Source organism: Phascolarctobacterium faecium (assembly GCF_003945365.1).
Lineage (GTDB): Bacteria > Bacillota > Negativicutes > Acidaminococcales > Acidaminococcaceae > Phascolarctobacterium > Phascolarctobacterium faecium.
Map to the genome: position 1 here is coordinate 1467036 of NZ_AP019004.1, position 22005 is coordinate 1489040.

Annotated in this window: 16 protein-coding genes; 15 read left to right on the top strand and 1 reads right to left on the bottom strand. The window is 45.5% G+C overall.

The window, feature by feature from the left end; translation table 11 throughout:
* Positions 1–16: 16 nt before the first annotated feature.
* The 15 genes from nusB to fusA all read left to right on the top strand — a co-directional run bounded on the left by nusB (position 17) and on the right by fusA (position 20259).
* Positions 17–427, top strand: coding sequence for a transcription antitermination factor NusB (gene nusB, locus PFJ30894_RS07230; RefSeq protein WP_021718306.1), 411 nt, complete (start codon positions 17–19; stop codon positions 425–427).
* Positions 420–1379: a Kae1-like domain-containing protein gene (locus PFJ30894_RS07235; RefSeq protein ID WP_113077088.1), complete on the top strand. Its 960-nt coding sequence runs from the start codon at positions 420–422 to the stop codon at positions 1377–1379. Before nusB ends, PFJ30894_RS07235 begins: the two co-directional genes overlap by 8 nt.
* The gene (xseA, locus tag PFJ30894_RS07240) at positions 1372–2586 is read left to right on the top strand and encodes an exodeoxyribonuclease VII large subunit (RefSeq protein WP_113077087.1); all 1215 of its coding nucleotides are present in this window, start codon (positions 1372–1374) and stop codon (positions 2584–2586) included. Before PFJ30894_RS07235 ends, xseA begins: the two co-directional genes overlap by 8 nt.
* Positions 2583–2837: an exodeoxyribonuclease VII small subunit gene (gene xseB, locus PFJ30894_RS07245; RefSeq protein WP_021718309.1), complete on the top strand. Its 255-nt coding sequence runs from the start codon at positions 2583–2585 to the stop codon at positions 2835–2837. The genes xseA and xseB overlap by 4 nt, the downstream gene beginning before the upstream one ends.
* Before the next feature lies 1 nt (position 2838).
* A complete protein-coding gene (locus tag PFJ30894_RS07250; RefSeq protein ID WP_021718310.1) occupies positions 2839–3714 on the top strand; it encodes a polyprenyl synthetase family protein in 876 nt (291 codons plus the stop codon).
* Between the two features lie 35 nt (positions 3715–3749).
* On the top strand, positions 3750–5648 hold the full coding sequence (gene dxs / locus PFJ30894_RS07255) for a 1-deoxy-D-xylulose-5-phosphate synthase (protein ID WP_113077085.1): 1899 nt from the start codon (positions 3750–3752) through the stop codon (positions 5646–5648).
* Entirely contained in the window at positions 5645–6463 is an 819-nt protein-coding gene (locus PFJ30894_RS07260) for a TlyA family RNA methyltransferase (RefSeq protein WP_113077084.1), read from the top strand. Before dxs ends, PFJ30894_RS07260 begins: the two co-directional genes overlap by 4 nt.
* Before the next feature lie 16 nt (positions 6464–6479).
* Positions 6480–7346, top strand: coding sequence for an NAD(+)/NADH kinase (locus tag PFJ30894_RS07265; RefSeq protein WP_021718313.1), 867 nt, complete (start codon positions 6480–6482; stop codon positions 7344–7346).
* A gap of 41 nt (positions 7347–7387) precedes the next feature.
* Positions 7388–7834 carry an arginine repressor gene (argR, locus tag PFJ30894_RS07270; RefSeq protein ID WP_021718314.1) on the top strand — a complete coding sequence of 149 codons (447 nt, stop codon included), beginning with the start codon at positions 7388–7390 and terminating at the stop codon, positions 7832–7834.
* A gap of 20 nt (positions 7835–7854) precedes the next feature.
* Entirely contained in the window at positions 7855–9537 is a 1683-nt protein-coding gene (recN, locus tag PFJ30894_RS07275; RefSeq protein WP_113077083.1) for a DNA repair protein RecN, read from the top strand.
* Positions 9538–9542: 5 nt separating this feature from the next.
* A complete protein-coding gene (locus tag PFJ30894_RS07280; RefSeq protein ID WP_113077082.1) occupies positions 9543–10091 on the top strand; it encodes an NUDIX domain-containing protein in 549 nt (182 codons plus the stop codon).
* A 423-nt stretch (positions 10092–10514) separates the two neighbouring features.
* Positions 10515–13106: an autotransporter outer membrane beta-barrel domain-containing protein gene (locus PFJ30894_RS07285; RefSeq protein ID WP_167457043.1), complete on the top strand. Its 2592-nt coding sequence runs from the start codon at positions 10515–10517 to the stop codon at positions 13104–13106.
* A 505-nt stretch (positions 13107–13611) separates the two neighbouring features.
* Positions 13612–15204, top strand: a complete 1593-nt coding sequence (locus PFJ30894_RS07290; RefSeq protein ID WP_125669424.1) for a ShlB/FhaC/HecB family hemolysin secretion/activation protein — start codon at positions 13612–13614, stop codon at positions 15202–15204.
* 26 nt (positions 15205–15230) lie between these two features.
* Positions 15231–17966 carry a two-partner secretion domain-containing protein gene (locus PFJ30894_RS07295; RefSeq protein ID WP_113077079.1) on the top strand — a complete coding sequence of 912 codons (2736 nt, stop codon included), beginning with the start codon at positions 15231–15233 and terminating at the stop codon, positions 17964–17966.
* A gap of 229 nt (positions 17967–18195) precedes the next feature.
* Positions 18196–20259 carry an elongation factor G gene (gene fusA, locus PFJ30894_RS07300; RefSeq protein ID WP_125669426.1) on the top strand — a complete coding sequence of 688 codons (2064 nt, stop codon included), beginning with the start codon at positions 18196–18198 and terminating at the stop codon, positions 20257–20259.
* A gap of 164 nt (positions 20260–20423) precedes the next feature.
* Here fusA and PFJ30894_RS07305 read toward each other — a convergent pair whose 3' ends face one another.
* Complete coding sequence (locus tag PFJ30894_RS07305) at positions 20424–21770, bottom strand: anaerobic C4-dicarboxylate transporter (RefSeq protein ID WP_125669428.1); 1347 nt, start codon at positions 21768–21770, stop codon at positions 20424–20426.
* Between the last annotated feature and the right edge of the window lie 235 nt (positions 21771–22005).

Sequence of the window (22005 nt, forward strand, 5' to 3'; positions counted from 1 at the left end):
ACAAGAGAGGGCTAATATGATTCGCAGGATTGCAAGGGAATTGGTTTTACAAAGTTTGTTTCAGATAGATTTTGCTCAGGTCGACTGTGAGGCAGCGTTGAATGCTGCTGTTGAAGAACGGTCTGATAAAAGTGCTGAAAAAGCCAAAGAGTATGCACAAGATGTTTTAAATGGTGTTTTGGCTAATAGTGAAGCGATAGATGCCAGGATCAGTGAGTATGCTATTGACTGGACCTTGGAGCGTATGCCGGCTGTCGACCGTAATATTTTGCGGGTCGCCGTTTATGAAATGTTTTTTGCAGCAGAAAAGCTGGTGCCTAATGTGGCAATCAACGAAGCTGTGGAAATAGCGAAAATTTATGGAACAGATGATACTCCGCGGTTTATCAACGGAGTTCTAGGTAAAATGGTTCGCAGTGATGTCTAAAAATGAGGTCTATCTGGGCATTGATACCAGCTGCTATACAACGTCGGTCGCACTGATCGGCAGAGAAGGCGGACTGGTAGGTGAGGCCCGCAGGATTTTACAAGTGAAACCGGGCTGCAGAGGTCTGCAGCAGTCGGAGATGGTGTTTCAGCATACGCGTAACCTGCCGATTTTGCTGGAAGAGGTTTTAAAAAAGCCGCTGAAAGTCATCGGTATCGGTGTTTCTGCCCGCCCGCGGCCCTTGGAAGATTCGTATATGCCAGCATTTTTGGTTGGGTTGGGCCTGGCGCGCTCTTTAGCGGCTGTAAACGAAATTCCGTTATGGCAGATCAGCCATCAGGAAAATCATTTGGAAGCCGGATTGTGGTCAGCGCAGGGGCCTGATGCCGACCGTTTTCTGCTTTTACATGCTTCCGGCGGTACTACTGACTTATTATTAGCGGAAAAACAAACTGACAGCACTTATGCACTGACACAGGCAGGCGGCAGCAAAGATCTGCATGCCGGTCAGTTTGTTGATAGAGTAGGTGTTGCGTTGGGACTGCAGTTTCCGGCAGGAGCCGCTTTAGAACAACTGGCGGCAACTGCGGCCGATTGCATCGAATTGCCGGTAGCAGTACGTCAGGGTGACGTCAGTTTATCCGGGCCTGCTACTGCTGCTTTGCGTAAAATCGAGGCTGGCGCTGATCCTGCAGCTTTGGCGGCAGGTGTGCAATATGCCCTGGCAGAAACCTTTGTCAGGATGATCCGTAACGTGGCAGCGCAGAAAGAAATTTTTGATGTTTTGCTGGTAGGCGGTGTGGTTTCTAATGCTTATATCCGCCGTCATATGATAGAAAAGCTTGCTAAACGCAGGATCAGGGTCTGGATACCCGAAAGCCGGTTTAGCCCCGATAATGCTGCCGGCTGCGCTGCTTATGCGTTCAGGCAGGGAGAAAGCAGTTATGAATGAAGTAATTTATTCCGTAAGTGAATTGAATTTGATGATCAAAAGCCTGCTGGAGGGCGATCGTACTTTTACTAATATCCAGATCCAGGGTGAAATCTCTAATTTTAAACGTTATTCTTCAGGGCATTGTTATTTTACCTTGAAAGATGCCGGCGGCGTACTTAAAGCAGTTATGTTTCGCAATCAGGCGCGCAGTCTGCGATTTGAACCGCAAAACGGTGATACTGTTGTTGCTATCGGGCGTGTCGGAGTGTACGAGCGCGATGGCGTTTATCAGCTTTATACAGACCTGCTGCTGCCGTTAGGTGCTGGAGATCTGATGCTGGCTTATGAAGAATTAAAGAAAAAACTGACTGAGGAGGGGTTGTTTGACAGTGAACGTAAACGTGAACTGCCGCTGAACCCTAAAACAGTTGGAATGATAACATCGCCTTCCGGTGCTGCTGTACGTGATATGATTACTGTCGCGCAGCGGCGCAATCGCGGCATCAAGCTGTTGCTGTTTCCTGTCAAGGTGCAGGGAGATGGTTCTGGTGCTGAAATTGTCAGGGCGATCCGGTTTATGAATAAACACCGTTTGGCTGATGTCCTGATCGTTGGACGCGGCGGCGGTTCCATAGAAGAATTGTGGGCTTTTAATGAAGAGCCTGTTGTGCGTGCTATTGCTGCGTCTGAAATACCAGTAGTTTCAGCAGTAGGGCACGAAACTGATTTTACATTGTCAGATTTTGCTGCTGACCGCAGGGCAGCTACGCCTTCACAGGCTGCTGAGCTGGTTGTTGCAGATGCTGATTCGTATCTGCGCTATGTTGAGGAACTGACAGCACGCGGCGAGCGGGTGCTTGTGCATCAACTGGAACAGGCGCAGCATAAGCTGCAGCGTCTTCAGGGATCATGGGCTTTAGCCAAGCCGGAACGCTGGCTGGAGCCATTGCAGCAGCGTACGGATATGGCGATGCGGCAGCTGCAGGGCAGGATGGAAAGTATTCTGCAGAAACGGCAGCACAAGTTTGGACTGCTGGCAGCGCGGCTTGATGCTTTATCACCGCTGACGGTACTTGCCAGAGGTTATTCGATAACCAAGACAGACTCAGGCAGGGCTTTGCGCAGTATCGCAGATGTGCGCTGGGGAGAAGAACTCAGGACTCAGGTTGCTGACGGTGATGTGATATCGGTTGTGCAGCAGGTAGAAAGGCGTGAAAAACAATGACGATGAAAAAAATCGCCAAAAACATAAAGTTTGAAGAAGCGTTGGCCGAGCTGGAACAGCAGGTACAGCTGCTGGAAAGTGGAGAACTGCCGCTGGAAGAAGCGCTGGCAGCGTTTCAGCAGGGCGTTGCTTTGAGTAAGGTATGCATGACTAAACTCAATACGGTGCAGCAGGAAGTAGAAAAAATCGTCGTTGCTGCTGACGACGATAACGAATATGAACTGGAAACATTCGCAGAGCTGGAGGATTGACATGGATTTTAATAAGTATTACGAAGACAGGCAGAAGCTGGTCAATACTTTTCTGGAAAAACGTTTGGAAAAAAAGGGCATCTCGCGTGTCGATGAAGCAATGGCTTACAGCCTGCTGGCAGGTGGCAAGCGTATCCGTCCCATAATTTTAATGGCAACAGCCGATGCTTTGGGTGTCAGCGGTTATAATTTTCTGCCGGTAGCCTGTGGTTTAGAAATGATCCACACCTATTCGCTGATCCATGATGATCTGCCTTGTATGGATGATGATGAATATCGTCGCGGCCGTTTGACCAACCACAAGGTTTTTGGGGAAGCGCTGGCGCTTTTGGCTGGTGACGCTTTACTGACCCTTGCCTTTGAAGTGATGCTGGAACAAAAAAACGTACCGGCGGAAGCTTTGATCGAAACTGTGCGCGAAGTAGCAATGTGTGCCGGAAACTTCGGTATGGTCGGCGGTCAGGTCATTGATCTTGATTCCGAAGGCAGGCAGATCAGTGAAGAAGAACTGCGTAAGCTGCATGCAGGCAAAACAGGAGCACTTTTCATTGCGGCAGTTCGCAGTGGTGCGCGATTGTCTGGTGCTGCCAGTGATGAACTGCTGGCTTTGACAAAATTTGCCGATCTTTTGGGGCTTGCTTTCCAGATCACAGACGATATCCTTGATGTCGAGGGTGATGCTGCTCAGATGGGCAAGGCAGCGCATAGTGATGAGAAAAAGCATAAGTCCACTTATGTGACCTTATATACTCTGGAAGGCGCCAAAGCGCTGGCTCAGAAAACTGTTGACGAGGCGCTGGGCTGTCTGGAAATGTTTGGAGAAAATGCCGAAGCTCTGCGTGAGATTACAAAAATGATGTGCGGGCGTAAAAGCTAAGTTATTTGTTATTGAGAAGAAAGGCGGATTGCTGAATGCAAAATGAGCAATTATTGCAAAAAATAAATTCTCCCGCAGATCTGAAAATGCTGACTCTGGATGAAATGAAGCTTTTAGCAGGCGAGATCAGGCAGCTGATCATTGATGTCGTTTCTAAAAACGGCGGCCATTTAGCTCCTAATTTAGGTGTGGTAGAACTGACTTTGGCTTTGCATAAAGTATTTACGACACCGAAGGATAAAATTATCTGGGACGTAGGCCATCAGTCATATATCCATAAAATACTGACGGGGCGTAAGGACCAGTTTCCGACGCTGCGGCAATATAAAGGCCTGTCAGGATTCCCGAAGCGTAAAGAAAGCGAGCACGATGCTTTTGGTACAGGACATTCCAGCACATCCATCTCAGCTGCTTTGGGGATGGCTGTAGCACGTGATCTTAAAGGTGAAGATAATAATGTTATTGCCGTTATCGGTGATGGTTCGATGACTGGCGGTATGTCTTTTGAAGCTTTGAATAATGCCGGCGATCTGCATAAAAAAATGATCGTTATTTTAAACGACAACGAAATGTCTATTTCTAAAAATGTCGGCGCGATGTCACAGTATTTGTGCGATCTGCGCACAGGTGAAACCTATAACAAAATCAAACACGATGTTGAAGGCTGGCTGAAAAGCCTGGACTTCGGCACTGATGTTTTAAATGCTATCGAACGTGTTAAAGGCAGTGTAAAGTACCTGATGGTACCAAGCTCTGTTTTTGAAGAGTTGGGCTTTAAATATCTTGGCCCGATTGACGGCCATGATTTGAATAAGCTGCTGGAGGTTTTGGAAGCGGCAAAGCATGTCGATGGTCCTGTTTTAGTGCATGTGATCACTAAAAAAGGTAAAGGCTATGAACCTGCAGAAAAAAGTCCGAATAAATTTCATGGCACGGGTCCGTTTGAGATTGCAACAGGTAAAAAAATCACCGATCCGCAGGCTCCGATCGCTTACACGGAAATGTTTGGTAAAACTTTGGTCGAACTAGCTGAACAAGATGCAGATATTGTTGCTATCACAGCGGCTATGCCTGACGGCACAGGTCTTAACAAATTTGCCGAATGCTATCCGCAGCGCTTTTTGGACGTAGGTATCGCTGAGCAGCATGCTGTTACTGCGGCTGCCGGTATGGCGGCTGCTGGAATGAAGCCCGTTGTTGCGGTGTATTCTACATTTTTACAAAGAGCGTATGATTCGGTGCTGCACGATATCTGCATGCAGGATCTGCATGTAACGATGTGCCTTGACCGTGCCGGTATCGTCGGTGACGACGGTTTTACACATCATGGTGTTTTTGATTATGCTTATCTGCGTTCGATGCCCAGGATGACGATTATGGCACCTAAGGACGAAAACGAACTTCGTCAGATGCTGAACACGGCATTACAATTCAACGGACCGATCGCGATCCGTTATCCGCGCGGCAGCGGTATTGGCGTTGACTGTGAAGACGAACTGAAAGAACTTCCTATTGGTAAAGGTGAGCTTTTGCGGGAAGGTACCGATGTTTGCCTGCTGGCGATCGGCAGCATGGTGCAAACAGCTTTGCGGACTGCTGATGCTTTGGCGGCAAACGGTATTCAGGCTGGTGTGATCAATCTGCGTTTTGCCAAACCTCTTGATGAAGAATTGATCGTTCAGGCGGCCGAAAAATATGGAAAACTGGTCACCCTGGAAGAAGGCGTGCTGGCTGGCGGTGTTGGCTCTGCAGTTTTAGAGCTGCTTAATAAAGCCGGTCTGATGCAAAAGGTGCAGGTCTTAAATTTGGGACTCCCTGACGAATTTGTACCGCATGGTGACAAAAAATATTTGTTCCGGGATCTGGGTTTAGATACAGAAAGTATAAAAGAAAAAATTACTGCTTTGGTGAAAGGTGCCGGAGAAGCAAAGTGAAAAAAGAACGATTAGACGCACTGCTGACAGCCAGAGGACTTTTTGAAAGCCGGGCAAGGGCTCAGGCTGCTATTATGGCAGGTCAGGTGCTGGTCAATGAACAGAAAATAGATAAACCGGGGACACAGGTTCCCGAAGAGGCAGCGATACGCCTGCTGGGCGAAAAACTTAAATATGTGAGCCGCGGTGGGCTGAAATTGGAAAAGGCATTGCAGATATTCCCCATCAGCGTAGAAGGTAAAACTGTTGCGGATATCGGCGCTTCCACAGGCGGATTTTCCGACTGTGCCCTGCAGAATGGCGCTGTTAAAGTGTACGCCGTTGATGTAGGCTATGGTCAGCTGGCCTGGAAGCTGCGCAGTGATGAGCGTGTCGTAAATATGGAACGCACTAACGTGCGCTATCTTGAAGCTGAAAGCTTGGGAGAACTGGTAGACGCAGCAACTATCGACGTGGCATTTATTTCTTTGGATAAGGTGCTGCCGGCGGTACATAAACTGCTTAAGCCAACTGGATTTGTTATTGCGCTTGTTAAGCCGCAGTTTGAGGCCGGCAAAGAAAACGTCGGAAAAAAAGGTGTCGTACGCGACCCTAAGGTACATGCCGACGTTATCAAAAAAGTAGTAGCTTTTGCTAAAGAAGAAGGTTTTGGTATTGCCGGACTGGATTTTTCTCCTATCAAAGGGCCTGAAGGCAATATTGAGTACTTACTGCATCTGACACTGGGTGATGACAATGCGGTAAGTGAAACTATGATTGACGAGCTTGTATCCAAATCACATGGTGATTTGGATAAACCACAGACCCAGGAGTAGAAACAGCGAGGCTTTTATGAATAAATTACGGTTGGGGATATTCCCCAATATGAAAAAAGAAAATGTCAAAAACAGTTTGCCGAAAGTGTTGGATTTGTGCGATAAGGCTGAGATCGAGGCGGTACTGCCGCAGCGTCTGGATTATCAGGACAGGCCCAGCTACGACGTTTGCGACAGGGCAAGCCTGAAGCAGATGCATATGGCGGTATCTTTAGGCGGCGATGGTACGCTGCTGCAGATGACGAGATTTTTGGCGCCGCTGAAAATCCCTGTATTTGGTGTCAATTTTGGGAAATTAGGCTTTTTAGCGGAAATAGAACTCAAAGAACTGCCGGAAGCCTTATCCAAGCTGACGGCCGGAGAATATGTGCTGGAAGAGCGCAGTCAGCTGCAGGCCTGTGTTTGGCGTGACGGTAAGGTTTTGATTGACGCTCACGCCTTAAACGATATGGTAGTGGCCAAGGGGCATTTTTCAAAGCTGGCGCATCTCAGTCTGAAGGTCAATGGCAAACGTTCGGGCAATTATGCCGCTGACGGTATCATCATGGCAACGGCTACAGGCTCTACTGCGTATTCGTTATCGGCAGGGGGGCCGCTTGTACATCCCAGCCTCGATGTTACTATTATTACACCTATCTGCGCTCATGCGCTTTATACAAGACCGCTTTTGATTCCGATGGACAGGGTCATAGAACTGAATGCTATTCCACCCTATGAAGAACTGTTGCTTTCGGCGGATGGAGAAATAGTAGCATCGATAGCGGAAAATGATACAGTAAGAATTGCCAAAAGCCCTGACAAAGTAACTTTTATCAGGCTCAATGGCCGCAGTTATTATGAAACCTGGCAGGAAAAGCTGATCCGTAATACGGAAATGCTTTAAAATACCCAACCGCTTACAAATACAGATATGAGGTGAGAGACGTGAAAGGTATCAGACACGGCAAGATCAAAGAAATCATCGAACACAGCAAAATCGAAACTCAGGAAGATTTGGCGGCTGCTTTACGCCACGACGGTATCGAGGTAACTCAGGCTACTGTTTCCCGCGACATCAAAGAGCTGATGCTCATTAAAGTTCCGGATGCCGAAGGCAATTATCATTATGCTTTTCCTAAAGAACATAATATGCTGCTGACTCCCGGACGTCTGGAACGTACTTTCCAGGATTCTATCATAGGTATGCGTGCCTCAGAAAATCTGGTAGTTGTCCGCAGCCTTCCCGGTACTGCACAATCGGTAGCTTATGCTATTGATTATATGAAATGGCCGGAGGTTTTGGGGACTGTTGCTGGTGATGATACTATTTTTGTTGCTGTCGATTCAAAAGATAACACTGTAACCTTTATGGAACGCTTTAATAATCGCTGATAGGACGAGGTCGTTTAACGATGCTGCAATCTTTGCATGTGCATAATTTTGCTTTAATTGAAGATGCGAAAATAGATTTTGCCCCCGGTTTCAATATTTTTACAGGTGAGACCGGTGCAGGTAAGTCTATTCTGATCGATGCTTTTGGCGTCGTGCTGGGTAATCGGGCTTCGGCGGACTATATCCGCAGCGGAGCTGATTCCTTTTGGGTGCAGGCGGTATTCGATATCAGCGGGATAGAAGCAGTTAAGTCTTTGCTGGCAGAGCAGGGGATAGACGAAGAGGACGAACTGTTTTTGAGGCGGCGTATTTTAGCCAACGGCAAAAGCCAGGCTACAGTTAACGGCGTGCAGGTACCATTGGCAGTACTCAAAAGCTTCAGCGAACTTTTGGTCGATATTCATGGCCAGCATGAAAACCAGGCGCTTCTAAAGTCTGATGCACCGTTGGCATTGGTCGATTTGTATGGACGGGAAGAGATTGCTCCTGTGCGTAAAACGTATCGGGAGCTGTATACAGCCTATCTGACTACGCAGGCGAAGCTGACACAGCTGGAGCAAACCGGCAGTGAGCGGGAACGCATTTTAGACCGTCTGGAATGGGAAATCAAAGAAATTACTGAGGCCGCATTGGAAGCAGGCGAACTTGAAGCCTTACAGGAAGAGGTAAAACGTCTGCAGAACAGCGGCAAGATCATGACAGCAGTCAACAGTGCTCATGAATATCTTGACAGCGAAAGAGGTATTCTTGATAATTTGGCGGCAGCTAAAGATCAGCTGGCGGCAGTTGTGCGTTATGATGAACGGCTGCATAATGCGTGTGAAAGCCTGGAAGGCAGCTGGATCGCATTGGATGAATGCCGGCGTGAGCTGAGCGATTATCTAAGCAGCGAGGAATATGATGCTGCAAGAGCAGCTTATGTAGAGGAACGCTTGGATCTGTGGTATCGTCTGCAGAAAAAATACGGCGACAGCTATGAAGCGATCACTGCATACTTAGAGCAGGCACAGCAGCAGGCCGATGAATTGGCGCAGCTGGAAAGCAACATTGCTAAAACCAAACAGCTGCTGGCGCAGCAAAAAGGTGAATTAGAACAGCAGGCGCAAAGCTTATCTCAGCTGCGCGCTAAATATGCCGGGCGGCTGGCATCTAAAGTTACGGCACATATCCATGATCTGGCAATGCCGGAAGGCAGGTTTGAGATCGAGGTAACTGCTAAAGACACCCTGACTAAAACAGGTAAGGATGAATTGACCTTCCTGTTTACAGCTAACCTGGGAGAACCGATCAGACCCTTGTTAAAAGTCGCTTCCGGCGGCGAGCTGTCACGTGTGGCGCTGGCTATTAAAACGGTGCTTCTAAATGCCAGCGGTGTACCGACAATGGTTTTTGACGAGATCGATACAGGCGTCGGCGGCGTTACCGCACAGAAAATGGCCGAAAAGATCGCCGTTATTGCCAAGGTAGGACAGGTACTGTGTATCACGCATTTGCCACAGATAGCTTCTTTTGCTGACAGGCATCTTCTGATCCGCAAGGAAAGTACAGGCGGACGAACTTCAACAGGGTTGACTGTACTGGATGAAGAAGGCCGTATCCAGGAACTGATGAGGATGACAGTCGGCGATAATGTCAGCGAAGTAGCCTACGCTAATGCTAAAGAGCTTTTAGCAGCGGCTGCTAAAAATAAACAGGCAAGGTGAGAGCTATGAAAAAAATTCATCAGGCAAATTTAGATGAAACCTTTATCTGCAGTAAAGTGGGATTTTCAGGACGTCTGCTGCAGGTGAATATTGATTCGGTAATCTTGCCGAACGGAAGAGAAACGACACGTGAACTGATCCATCATCCGGGGGCTGTAGCTATTGTTCCTATTTTAGACGATGGCAGTATTATTTTTGTAAAACAATACCGTTATCCTGTGGGAACAGTAATGTATGAGATCCCGGCAGGGAAACTTGACCCGGGTGAAGAACCGGACGTATGTGCTGAGCGGGAACTGTCGGAAGAAACCGGTTATAGTGCGAAGGAATGGCAAAGGCTGACTTCTATCGTTACTACACCTGGCTTCACTGATGAAGTTATTCACCTGTATGCGGCGCGCGGTTTGGAAAAACACGACCAGCATACTGATGAAGATGAGTTTATCGATGTCGTAAAATTAACGCCGCAGCAGGTCAGGGAAATGGTGCTGGAAGGAGATATCTTCGATTCTAAAACTCTAAGCGCTTTATGTGTATTGGAAATGCTGAAATAAAACTTAATAAGTGATTTGAACGCAGACTGTTTCTGACAGTCTGCGTTTTTTTGTTGTTTTTACCGCCTGTTTAAAATGCAGGCGGTTTTGTTTATTGAAAGCGGTCTTAATAAATAAGCTGCACCGTAATGGTAGTTGTAGGCTGATAATAATTTAAAACTTTGGCGGCTATCAAACCGTATGGGCAATAACGGCAACAAACTGCGTCGTAAAAAAGTTCCTGTATGTCTTGTGGGGGGGTACAGAAGTGCTATAATGGTAAAAATAAAACTATTACAAATAAAATATTATTTTAAATCAAAAATATGATGCAAATAAAGAGCAGTTAGCTAAAAGCTGTATTATTTTATGAGGTACATATCAGACTGCTGGTTTTGCGGGTTATCTTTAAACCCTGAGTATATAATACAAGGAGAGTTGCATGTGAGAAAAAATGGGAGAATTTTAAACAAAAAAATTTTGAATGCATTGCTGGCAGGGGCAATGCTCAGCAGCTGTAACTATAATACAGCTTGGGCTAACAGCGGAGGTACGCTTGTTGAATGGAAAGATTGTTATATCGGCAACAGCAGCAGCGGATCTGATGTAGTCATTGATGAAAACAACAGCAGTACAAGTATTTATGGCGGCACAGATGCTACAAATGCCGTGACTGATAATACAGTTACTGTAGTAGCTGGCGCAGTGGCAAAGGATATTACCGGTGGGATAATAGAAACTTCAGCGAACGATAATGATGTAAAAAACAACAGCATTAGTATTGAACAAGGTGCTGAAGTGCGTTATATAAAAGGTGGTCTTACTACGGGCAGCGGTGTAGTAGAGGCTAATACTGTTACTATTGCCTGCTGCAGCGTCAGAAAAAATAAAGTCGTGATAGAAAGAGACAGTGATATCAGCGGACCTGTTTATGGTGGAAAAGGTGCAGCCGGGAGTAAGGTCGTTGAAGAAAATGAGATAGTGTGCAATGGCGGCAAGATAGTATCAGATCTTTGCGGAGGGAATAGTGATTATGATGCGCTTGTTCAGAAAAATATCGTTACAGCTACCGGAGATACCAAGGTAAATTATATTTACGGCGGCAGCGGGGCAAACGGCTCTGTCACAGCCAACCAGGTAATTGTCGGCGGTAATGCTGTTTTAGCTCAAATGGGGCGTGTTATTGGCGGCTATATCGAGGCTGGCAGTGGTGACGTTACAGAAAATACGGTAACGATCACGGAGAACGCTTCTGTTCAGATGGTTATTGGTGGCTTTATTGATAACGGCGCCGGTGCGGTCCGCAGGAATGTACTTACCTTTAACAGCGGTACTGCCAATGCAAACATTTATGGCGGCTATAGTAAGGGCAGTGGTGTTGTAGAGGAGAACCGTGTAATCATAAATGCAGGAACATTAAAATCTGTTTATGGCGGCTACGGCAAAAGTAACGTTAATAATAATTATGTAGAAATAAACGGCGGCAGTTTTACATCAGGGGAATATGGCAGTATTTATGGCGGTTACAGTACAAGTAACGGTGATGCCACAGGTAATACGCTGGTGATCAATGGCGGTAATTTTATTGACGGAGATTGGGGAAAGGTTTGGGGAGGTTTTTATGGCGGCTACAGTAAGAATGGTTCAGCTACTGGAAATAGTGTTACGATAGCCAGCCGTGATGGCGTAGATCCACTTTTTGATACTGTGATTTACGGCGGTTTTTCAGGAAATGCAGATAAAGACGTTTTTTCGGGCAATACACTGAATATTCATACCAAGAATTTGACAACAGTAAATGTTAAAAATTTTGAATACTATAATTTCTATTTACCGGAAGATATAAGTGCGGGTGAAACGGTTCTGACGCTGACAGATAAGAGTGGCACTGATCTGTCAGGAAGCAAGATAAATGTCGGTGTGGTTGGCTCTGCACCGGCACTGCAGGCAGGGGACAAGATTTATTTGTTTGCAAATAAAAATGGCATCAAGGCTGACGCTGGTCTCACTTATGGTAAAATCCAGCAGGGTGTAAGTGTCATTTATGATTTTGGCGCGTTAGTTGAAGATGACGGGAAGAAATTATCTGCAACAGTCAATAGTATAGGCAGTACTGATGGGACTGGAGGGACTGGCGGAACAGGCGGTAAAGTGACAGAGCAAAGTAAATCACCCGTAGAGACCAGAGCGGCGGCAGCGGCTGTTGTGAATAGTGGTGCGGACAATGTCAGCGGTACAGGCATTGCCAATGCAGTTCAGGCAGCGGGCGGCAATGGGCAGGCCGAAATGTTTGGCGCTTCAAGTGGCGGCAATATGCGTTATAAAAGTGGGTCGTATACTGATGTTCACGGCTATAACCTGGCATTAGGGGCAGCAAAAGCCGTTAAAAATAACGCTGGTAAGCTAACCTACGGTCCCTTTGCAGAATATGGCTGGGGCAATTACACTAGTCATCTTGACAGTGGGGTCCGCAGTGACGGTAATACCAAATACTATGGTGTAGGAGCGTTTGTACGTCAGGATAATAATAATGGTGTTTACTACGATGGCAGTTTAAGATATGGCCGCCTTGAATCTGATTATAGAAGCGGTGATATGATCGGCGCGGACGGGAATAAGGTTTATAGCAGCTATGACAGCAGCAGCAGTTATTATGGGGCGCATTTAGGCGTCGGTAAAGTTAGCAGTCTGGATGAAAAGGTACGATCCGACATATATTTAAAAGTGCTTTATAACCATCAGGGAAGCGACAGTGTAGCTTTGGGTGGGAAAGGCAATGGAGAGGTGTATGAATTTGACGCTGTGGACAGTACCAGAGCACGTGTCGGCGGCAGGTTGAGCAAGGACTTCGGCAAGCATGGCACGGGTTATGTTGGTATGGCATACGAATATGAATTTGATGGAACAGCACGTGCAACAGTCAAGGGGTTAAGTACGCCTTCACCAAGCATTAAAGGCAGCAGTGGAATGTTTGAAATTGGCTATGTTTTGAAAGCTGATGGAGAAAACGGGACTGATATAGAATTGGGGCTGTAGAATTGGTTAGGCAAAAAACAGGGTGTGACAGCAAGTGTGAACGTTGTCTTTAAATTCTGAACTGTATAAGCTCAAAGTAAAGCTTGAAAGATATAAGCCTAAAACTTAATAAGTGATTTGAACGCAGACTGCTTCTGACAGTCTGCGTTTTTTGTTGTTTTTACCGCCTGTTTAAAATGCAGGCGGTTTTTGTTTATTGAAAGCGGTTTTAATAAATAAGCTGCACCGTAATGGCAGTTGCAGGCTGATAATAATTTAAAACTTTGGCGGCTAGCAAACCTTATGGGCAATAACGGCAACAAACTGCGTCGTAAAAAAGTTCTTGTATGTCTTGTGGGGGGGTACACAAGTGCTATAATGATAATGTATATTGCTAAAACAAATGTTTTAAATATTTTAGCTATAAAAAACAGTTGATAATTAAAGAACATAAAATAAAATCTAAACGTAAATATAATAAGACAGCGAAGGAGAGAAGACATTGTTAAAATTAGCAGGAAAAAGTATGGCAGTAGCTTTAACTTTAGGCATGACATCAACCGTCTGGGCGGCGGCAGCTTTACCAGGCAGCGATCCGCAGGTGCGGGCATTGGAGCAGAACCGCAGCCAGGCAGAGCAGCAGGCAGAAGTATATAGTACTGCTGCCGATAGTAAGGTGCAGGGCGAGCAGACGTTTATGCTCAGCTGCTTTAAGTTTACCGGGCAGGATAAAATCGACACGACGGTTTTTGCAGAACTTACTAAAGACTATATGGGTAGAGATATAACTATCAGTGAATTGCAGCAGGCGGCTGACTTAGTTACAGACTATTGCCGTAATCAGGGATATACAGTTGCTACAGCTTTTTTACCTCAGCAGGATATCCAAAATGGCGTGGTAGAGATCCGTATTTTGCTTGGGACGATAGGAGAAATAAAAATAAATAATCGATCCCGGCTCAGTGAAGGGCAGGCAGAAAGATTTTTGAGCGGTCTTAAAGCGGGCAGCATTATCAAAAATGGACCTTTGGAAACAGTGCTGAATAATCTGAATGACTTGCCGGGAATCGCTGCGGCCGGTATTCTCAGTGCTGGGACAGAAGTAGGCAGCAGCGATTTAACAGTGACGCTGGCCGATAAAAAGCAGGCAGATACTATTTTATATACAGATAATCATGGCGGTAAGTATAGCGGCCGCTACCGTTATGGTTTTCAGACAACGTTCAACGATCCTGGACATATCGGTGATAAATTGTTTTTGGGCGGGATGCTGACTAACAGCGATCTGCATAACTACAACCTGGGGTATGAAATGCCTTTGGGCAGCAGCGGCAGCCGGTTAGGAATAAGCTACAGTCTGATGGATTATAGTCTGAGCGGTTTTTATAATATTCTGGACGCTGTCGGCAGGGCCAAGACCTTCAGTATCTACGGCAGTACGCCTTTTATCAATACCAGCCGTAACTATTTGGCAGCGGCTTATGGTTACGATAACCGGCAACTGCAAGATGAATTGCGGACGTTTGGCAGCAGTACTGAAAAACACAGTAACGCCCTGCACTTGGGCATTGTTGGCAACAGCAGAGGTATGGGCAGTTATACTGGTTACAGCGCGCTGTATTATACCGGCAGATTGACTTACGACGATATCAATGTTGGCAACGAAGGTACTTATCATAAATTCAATACAGATATTAATCATATCCAAAGTTTGGGACACACAGTGAACCTGCATATCAATTTGCACAGTCAGTTAGCCAGCAAAGATCTGGATGGCAGTGAACAGTTCAGTTTAGGCGGCGCTGACGGCATACGCGCCTATCCGCAGGGCGAAGCCAGCGGCAGCAGCGGTTATCAGGTAACTGCAGAGCTGCGCTACGCTACGCCTATAGCTAATCTCAGTCTGGCAACTTTTATCGACTGGGGCGAGGTAGAGTTAAATAAAAATATAGGCGATCATCGGAACTTGGCAGGCTGGGGAGTTGGCGTGCAATATGCCAGACCAAATGACTATTATTTGAGAGTTGATTATGCCCGCAAGCTTAATGGCGAAGTTTATCAAAGCGAAGAAAACGATAAAAACGGTCGGGTATGGTTTTTAGCCTATAAACTGTTCTAAAAAACAGCAGAAGGAGATAGGGAAGCATGAAGAAAAATAAATTATTATTACATAAACAGATATTGGCAGCGGTGTTGAGCGGTGGAATACTGCTGCTGCCTAATTGGGGTTATGCTTTACCGCAGGGTGGGCAGGTCGTGGCCGGAACTGGCAGTATAGGCACGCCTGGCGGTGATCAGATGAATATCACTGGCAGTGGTAATGTGGCGATCGACTGGAACAGTTTTAACGTGGCTCAGGGCGAATCGGTTAAGTTTAGTGGGATGCAGGCCGTGTTGAATTACGTTACAGGCAATACTAAAAGCGAGATTTTTGGTAACATCAGCGGCAGCGGCGTACATGTATTTTTAGTTAACCCCAACGGTATCCTGTTTGGTGCAACAGCCAGTGTCAATGTAGGCGAGCTGACGGCATCGACCCGGACGATAGATAACAGAAAAAGTTTTGACGGGACTGCTTTTAGCACATTGAGTCCTGAAGCTGCGCAAAAAGTTCGTGGCGATATTATTAATCTGGGTGAGCTGACTGCTGATAAAATCCTTCTTGAAGGAGATAATATTTCGCTGCTCAATGCCCATATGCTGAAATCAAGCGGTAATGGCAATATTACTCTGCGTGCTGATAATAAAGTGACAGTAGGCTATGAAGTTACGGATAAGACTACAATAAATGTTGGTGACGATGCGCCTGGCGGACATACGGTCAGCGATTATACGACTGGCACCGGTACTAAAGGCAGTACTGTTTTGGCTGGAGCTGCTGTGCAGGATCTGCGCGGTAACAGTAAAAATATAACCGATGCTATGCTGGTACATGATATTTATGAACTGCAGGCGATCGATAAGAATATAAACGGCGATTACATTCAGGGTGATTATATGCTTGCTGGCGACATTGATGCCGATGTGACCAAGCGCTGGAATAGCGGCAGTGGATTTAATCCAATTGGTAATTTTACAAGCATGCCATTTAATATAGGCGGCTTTAATGGCAGCCTTGATGGGGCGGGTTTTGTTATTAAAGATTTGCATATCAATATTAATACTGCCGATGGAACGCAGAGTAATGCGGGGCTATTTGATGTCTTGAATACAAATGCCTTTGTGCATAATCTGACTCTGCAGGATGGAAGCATAACTAATTATACTAATTCCAGTGGTGGGAGCGTCGGCAGCATTGCAGGGGAAAATCTTGGGTCATTGAAAAATGTTTTCAATATTGAAATGGAAATAAGCAGTCAGAATGATAGTGCCAATATTGGCGGCATTGTCGGTTATAATAAAGGAACTGTAACTGATGCACATAATAGCGGCTCAGTCAATGATAAAACTAATACAAGTGCACGTATTGGCGGTATTGCCGGCTATAATGATAACGGCGGTGTGATCAGTTATTCTGATAATGATGGTGCAGTTACAGGTAAAGGTGATTATTCTGCTGCAGGTGGAATTGTCGGATATAATAATGGTAGCATAAAGAACAGCTTTAATAATGGGAATGCTACGGGTTATGGTGATTATCTTGGCGGAATAGTAGGCGAGAATATAAAAGATATTTTTGATTCATACAATAAAGGCGAGATTAAAGGAAAGGGTTATGATACGGTAACTGGCGGAATTACTGGGATTAATGATAGCGGTAATATTAATAACGTTTATAATAGTGGAATTGTTGATAGTATGGGATATAATGTTGGTGGTATCGTAGGCCAAAATTATAGCGGGACTCTAAGTAATGCTTATAATACAGGTACTATTAATGGTAACGGTAGTGAGTATGTTGGTGGTATTGCTGCAATTAATGATGGCGAAATAAAAAACGTTTATAATATTGGTAAAGTTTCAGGTGGAGATTATAGAAATGTTATTGTTGTTGAAAATAGCGGTGCTGTTTCTAATGCCTATTATGCAGTCAGAAGCGGCGATACAATCTTAGGTTATAAAAAATTTGGTAGTGGTACGTTGCTCACTCTGGCAGAATTTGGTAAAGATTTTGAAAAAGGGTTAGATACAGCTTCCAAAGATTCCTGGAAATTCTATAACGGTTACACAGACCCGCTTTTAGAAGGGTTTTTGAAAAAAATCACTATTGACGGAGACTCTATTACAGGGGGCGATACTGTTTACAATGGTTCTGAACAAAATGCCGGTTTGAGTGGGTTGGCAGACGGTATTTTGGTGGGATCTAAAAAGAACGCCGGTGATTATGATTTGAATGATTTACTGTATTCCGGGCAGGACGGCTATGATATAGAAATCGTCAATGATGGGACTAAATTTATTATCAATAAAGCGCAGCTGACTGTAACAGCCGATGGATTTGAAATAGATGCGAATTCAGTATTGCCTGATTTTACAGGTTCTATCAGCGGTTTAGTTGGCGGTGAACGTTGGGAAGATTTGGGTGTAGAACTTGATAGTGATCTGCATTTTACTACTGACGCAGATGGTAAAACTGCGGGAAAATTTGCTATTAACGGCAGTTTGGATAAGACGCTGGCTAATTATGAAATCAAACAGGCAGACAGCAATGCTGCCGCGCTGGTAGTCAATAAAAATGATAAACCGCCGCAGCCGCCTGATCTTTCTAACTTGCCGCAGGAAGGTATCTATCAGAATGCACTGGTCAATCTTGCTGTTGCCGAGCGGGAAAACAGGCCGGAACAGCAAAGTATCAAGCGGCGTGTTACGGACAGCCGCATCAGTGACAAAGAAGAGCAGGTCAAAGTAACGATCGAAGGTGACGGTATAAAAACAGAGTGAAGACAGTTTTTTGAGCGCAGAGATTGCTTCTGCGCTTTTTTTACGGGTAAATTATAAGTTTGGTCAGAGCTTTTGCGAATGCAGATACATTTTTCATTATTGTTACTTGCGTTACACTTTGTTGTTTTAAAAACGGTAAATTCTTAAATTTCAGCTAAAATGCAGGAAAAGCCCTTGTAACCAGCGAATTGTAATAACATCAAATTTTGTAGGACAAGGGGGAGTAATCATGAAAGAGTATACTGGAGATAGGATCAGAAACGTGGCCATTGTGGGTCACGGTGGGGCTGGAACGACGTCTGTTACCGAAGCCTTACTGTATCGTTCGGGAGCAATTTCCAGAATGTGCAAGGTAGAAGACGGGGCTACCACCACTGACTATGAGCCGGAAGAAATCAAACGCGGCGTATCTGTCAATGCAACTTTGGCGCCTGTTGAATGGCGTGATACCAAAATCAATTTTATTGATACACCAGGTTTTGCCGACTTTGTAGCCGAGGTCAAAGGCGCTTTCCGTGCCGTTGACAGCGCTTTGATCGTTGTATGCGCTACTTCGGGCGTGCAGGTTGGCACTGAGCAGTGCTGGAAGCTGGCAGAAGAAGCACATTTGCCGCGTATCATTTTCGTTAATAAGATGGATCGTGAAAATGCTGATTTTGATAGTATTCTTGACAACCTGCGTGCTAAGATCGGTAAACGTGTATTGCCGTTGCAATTACCTCTCGGTAAGGAAGCCGATTTCTGCGGTGTTATCGACCTCTACAAAATGAAGGCTTATAAAGCTAACGGCAACGATTCCATCGAAATGGACATTCCTGAAGATATGCTGGAGTATGCCAAAGAAGCGCATGAAAAAATGGTCGAAGCTGCTGTTGAGGCTGATGATGACTGCATGATGCGTTATCTGGAAGGCGAAACTATCAGCGATGAGGAAATTATGGATTGCCTGATCAAAGGCATTCGTCAAGCGATTATTTTCCCTGTCCTTTGCGGAAGCGCATATAAAGATATTGGCTTGGGACGCGTTATGAACGCGATTATCGATTTTACCTATCCGGCTATTCTGAATGACTTTGTTGTTACGAATCCGGAAACTGAAGAAGAAGAGATCCGCGATGCTAACGCACCTATGGCAGCTTTGGTTTTCAAAACTACGTCTGATCCTTTTGTTGGCCGTTTGAGCTTCTTTAGAGTATTCTCGGGCACGATCAAGAGTGACAGCATGGTTTATAATGCCAGCCGTGAAAAAGAAGAACGTATTGGCGGTATTTTTACGATGCGTGGTAAAACTCAGATCCCGATTAAGGAAGTTGTTGCCGGTGATATTGGCGTTACTACTAAATTGCAGTTTACGTCTACCGGCGATACGCTCAGCGACAAGAACTCACCTGTTTTGTTTGCGCCGATCGCATTCCCGCTGCCGATGTATACTCGTGCCATTTACGCTAAAAAGAAAGGCGAGGAAGAGAAGATCGCCACTGCTTTGAACCGTTTGATGGACGAGGACCCGACTATCATTGTTACTAAGAACAGTGTGACGAAGGAAACTCTGGTCAGTGGCATGGGCGATCAGCATATCGAGATCATTATGGAGCGTATGAAACGTAAATTCGGTGTGGAAGCCGATTTGCGTGCGCCTATCGTTGAATACAGAGAAACTATCCGCGGAACGGCGGAGGTTGAAGGCAAGCATAAGAAACAATCCGGTGGACATGGCCAGTATGGTCACGTTGTGATCAAGATGGAACCCTTGCCGCCAGGAGAAGGCTTTGAGTTTGTTGACAAGATTTTCGGCGGTGCTGTGCCGCGGCAATATATTCCGGCTGTTGAAAAAGGTATGCGTGAGTCCATGGAACACGGCATTTTGGCCGGGTATCCGGTAGTCGATGTTCGCATTACGTTGCTTGACGGTTCTTATCATACTGTCGATTCTTCAGAAATGGCGTTTAAGATCGCTTCCAATATGGCGTTCAAAAAAGCTATGGAACAGGCGAAACCTGTTTTAATGGAGCCTGTTTATAATTTGGATGTTTATTGCGCCGAATCAATGATGGGCGATGTTATTGGCGATTTGAACTCTAAACGCGGACGTATTTTGGGTATGCAGAGTTTGGAAGACGGTATGGGCTGCGTAAAAGCGCAGGTTCCTTATGCCGAGATTTCCGAATATGCGGTTGACCTGCGTGCTCTGACTCAGGGCTTGGGTACTTTTGAAATGAAGTTTGACCATTATGAGGACGTACCGATGAAAATGGCCGAAAAGATCATTGCCGAAGCTAAGGAAGCTCAATAATTTATGTAGTTTCTGCAAAACTAAGCTGAAAGCGGTTTGCTAAAATGGCAAACCGCTTTTTTATGCTTGTGCGTTGCTGTTGGTGTGAGTAAATAAAAAGAGTTTATCTCAATTATTGAGATAAACTCTTTTGTTGTTACAGATTGGGTCAAAAGCTTATTAGATCAGTATACCATATGTACGAGCATATACCCGGCAAAGCAGGCACTGCCTACGCCAATAAGCCCCGGCACCAGGAAGCTGTGATTGATGATAAATTTACCGATATGTGTTGTTCCCGAACGGTCAAAGCCGATGCAGGCCAGATCGGAAGGATAAGTCGGCAGAACAAAATAACCGTAAGCTGCCGGCATAAAACCTACTATTACTAAGGGATCGACGCCAACGCTTAATGCCATCGGTACGATGACGGTCACGGCCGCTGCCTGTGAATTGATCAGCTTGGAAACCAAAAACAGAACGATCGCATACATCCAGGGATAAGTAAGTACGATGTCACTTAAGGATTTTTTCATTACGGGCAGATAGGCACCGAAATAGGTATCGGCCATCCAGGCTACGCCGTAAACTGAAACAATGGCGGTCATACCTGATTTAAAAACAGAACCGGAAGCGACTTCCGAAGTTTTAACATTGCACAGGATCATAATGACAGCGGCAATAGAAAGCATCATCAGCTGGATTGTCGGTGTCATGGAAAACGGCTTCAAAACGCCTTTGGCGTTGGGAAAGTGCGGCAATAATTGTGGGAAGCTGCCAAAGATAGCAATCACAACGATACCCAGAAGAAAAACTAATGCTGCCTGATAGGCACTTTTAGGCAGGATAATATTTAAAAGGCTTTGTTCCTGCAGGCCGCCGTAAATAAACTCTTTTTGTTCAGGATCAGCGATTTTTTCCTGGAATTCACTGTCTTTATCAAGATCTTTGCCGCGGTTGATGCTCCAAAGGCCGGCTATCACAACACCGATGAAGGTAGCAGGAATGGAAATAGAAAGAATCTGCATAACTCCGAAAGGGTGATCTGTAGCGCCGAGGATGGCAACTACCGAAACAACAGCTACCGAAGCAGGCGAAGCGCAGACACCCATTTGTGAAGCAATGGAAGCAACAGACATCGGCCGTTCCGGGCGGATATTTTGTTTGATAGCGATATCGTAAATAATAGGGAACATAGCGTAAACTACATGTCCGGTGCCGCATAAAACGGCAAGCAGCCAGGTTGTGAGCGGAGCAAGGATAGTAATATATTTGGGGTTGCTGCGCAAGAATTTTTCAGCATATTTCAGCATTACATCAAGCCCTTTGGAAGCCTGTAAAAATGCTGAACAGGTAACCACCGCCATAATTGTCAGCATAACGTCTACCGGCGGTTTACCGGGTTTCAGGCCCATAACAAAAATAAAGAAAACAAGGCCGATACCAGAAATAGTAGCCAGACCGATACCGCCGCGGCGAACGCCGATCACCAGGCAGGATATCAAAACGATAAAACCTAAAAACATTAACATCAAGACACCTCCGAGAAATAAAATAATAATTAAAAATATATCTAACGACGTCAAGGTATACAGATTGAAATGATATACCGCAGTCGGAGATGTCCTGTTACAGGATAACTGTGATTAAGCTGCAAAGGTACAAAGCAATAGTGACACTATATAAATAAAGTGTATGATAATAGTGGCTGTAATACGGGTATTAGTATACACTATTATGGTGTTTATTGCTAGCCCTAAAAAAATT

Bases quoted from the DNA above. Each gene is read 5' to 3' on its own strand.
- nusB (WP_021718306.1), top strand. From the start codon at position 17: ATGATTCGCAGGATTGCAAGGGAATTGGTTTTACAAAGTTTGTTTCAG.
- PFJ30894_RS07235 (WP_113077088.1), top strand. From the start codon at position 420: ATGTCTAAAAATGAGGTCTATCTGGGCATTGATACCAGCTGCTATACA.
- xseA (WP_113077087.1), top strand. From the start codon at position 1,372: ATGAATGAAGTAATTTATTCCGTAAGTGAATTGAATTTGATGATCAAA.
- xseB (WP_021718309.1), top strand. From the start codon at position 2,583: ATGACGATGAAAAAAATCGCCAAAAACATAAAGTTTGAAGAAGCGTTG.
- PFJ30894_RS07250 (WP_021718310.1), top strand. From the start codon at position 2,839: ATGGATTTTAATAAGTATTACGAAGACAGGCAGAAGCTGGTCAATACT.
- dxs (WP_113077085.1), top strand. From the start codon at position 3,750: ATGCAAAATGAGCAATTATTGCAAAAAATAAATTCTCCCGCAGATCTG.
- PFJ30894_RS07265 (WP_021718313.1), top strand. From the start codon at position 6,480: ATGAATAAATTACGGTTGGGGATATTCCCCAATATGAAAAAAGAAAAT.
- recN (WP_113077083.1), top strand. From the start codon at position 7,855: ATGCTGCAATCTTTGCATGTGCATAATTTTGCTTTAATTGAAGATGCG.
- PFJ30894_RS07280 (WP_113077082.1), top strand. From the start codon at position 9,543: ATGAAAAAAATTCATCAGGCAAATTTAGATGAAACCTTTATCTGCAGT.
- PFJ30894_RS07290 (WP_125669424.1), top strand. From the start codon at position 13,612: ATGGCAGTAGCTTTAACTTTAGGCATGACATCAACCGTCTGGGCGGCG.
- PFJ30894_RS07295 (WP_113077079.1), top strand. From the start codon at position 15,231: ATGAAGAAAAATAAATTATTATTACATAAACAGATATTGGCAGCGGTG.
- fusA (WP_125669426.1), top strand. From the start codon at position 18,196: ATGAAAGAGTATACTGGAGATAGGATCAGAAACGTGGCCATTGTGGGT.
- PFJ30894_RS07305 (WP_125669428.1), bottom strand. From the start codon at position 21,770: ATGTTAATGTTTTTAGGTTTTATCGTTTTGATATCCTGCCTGGTGATC.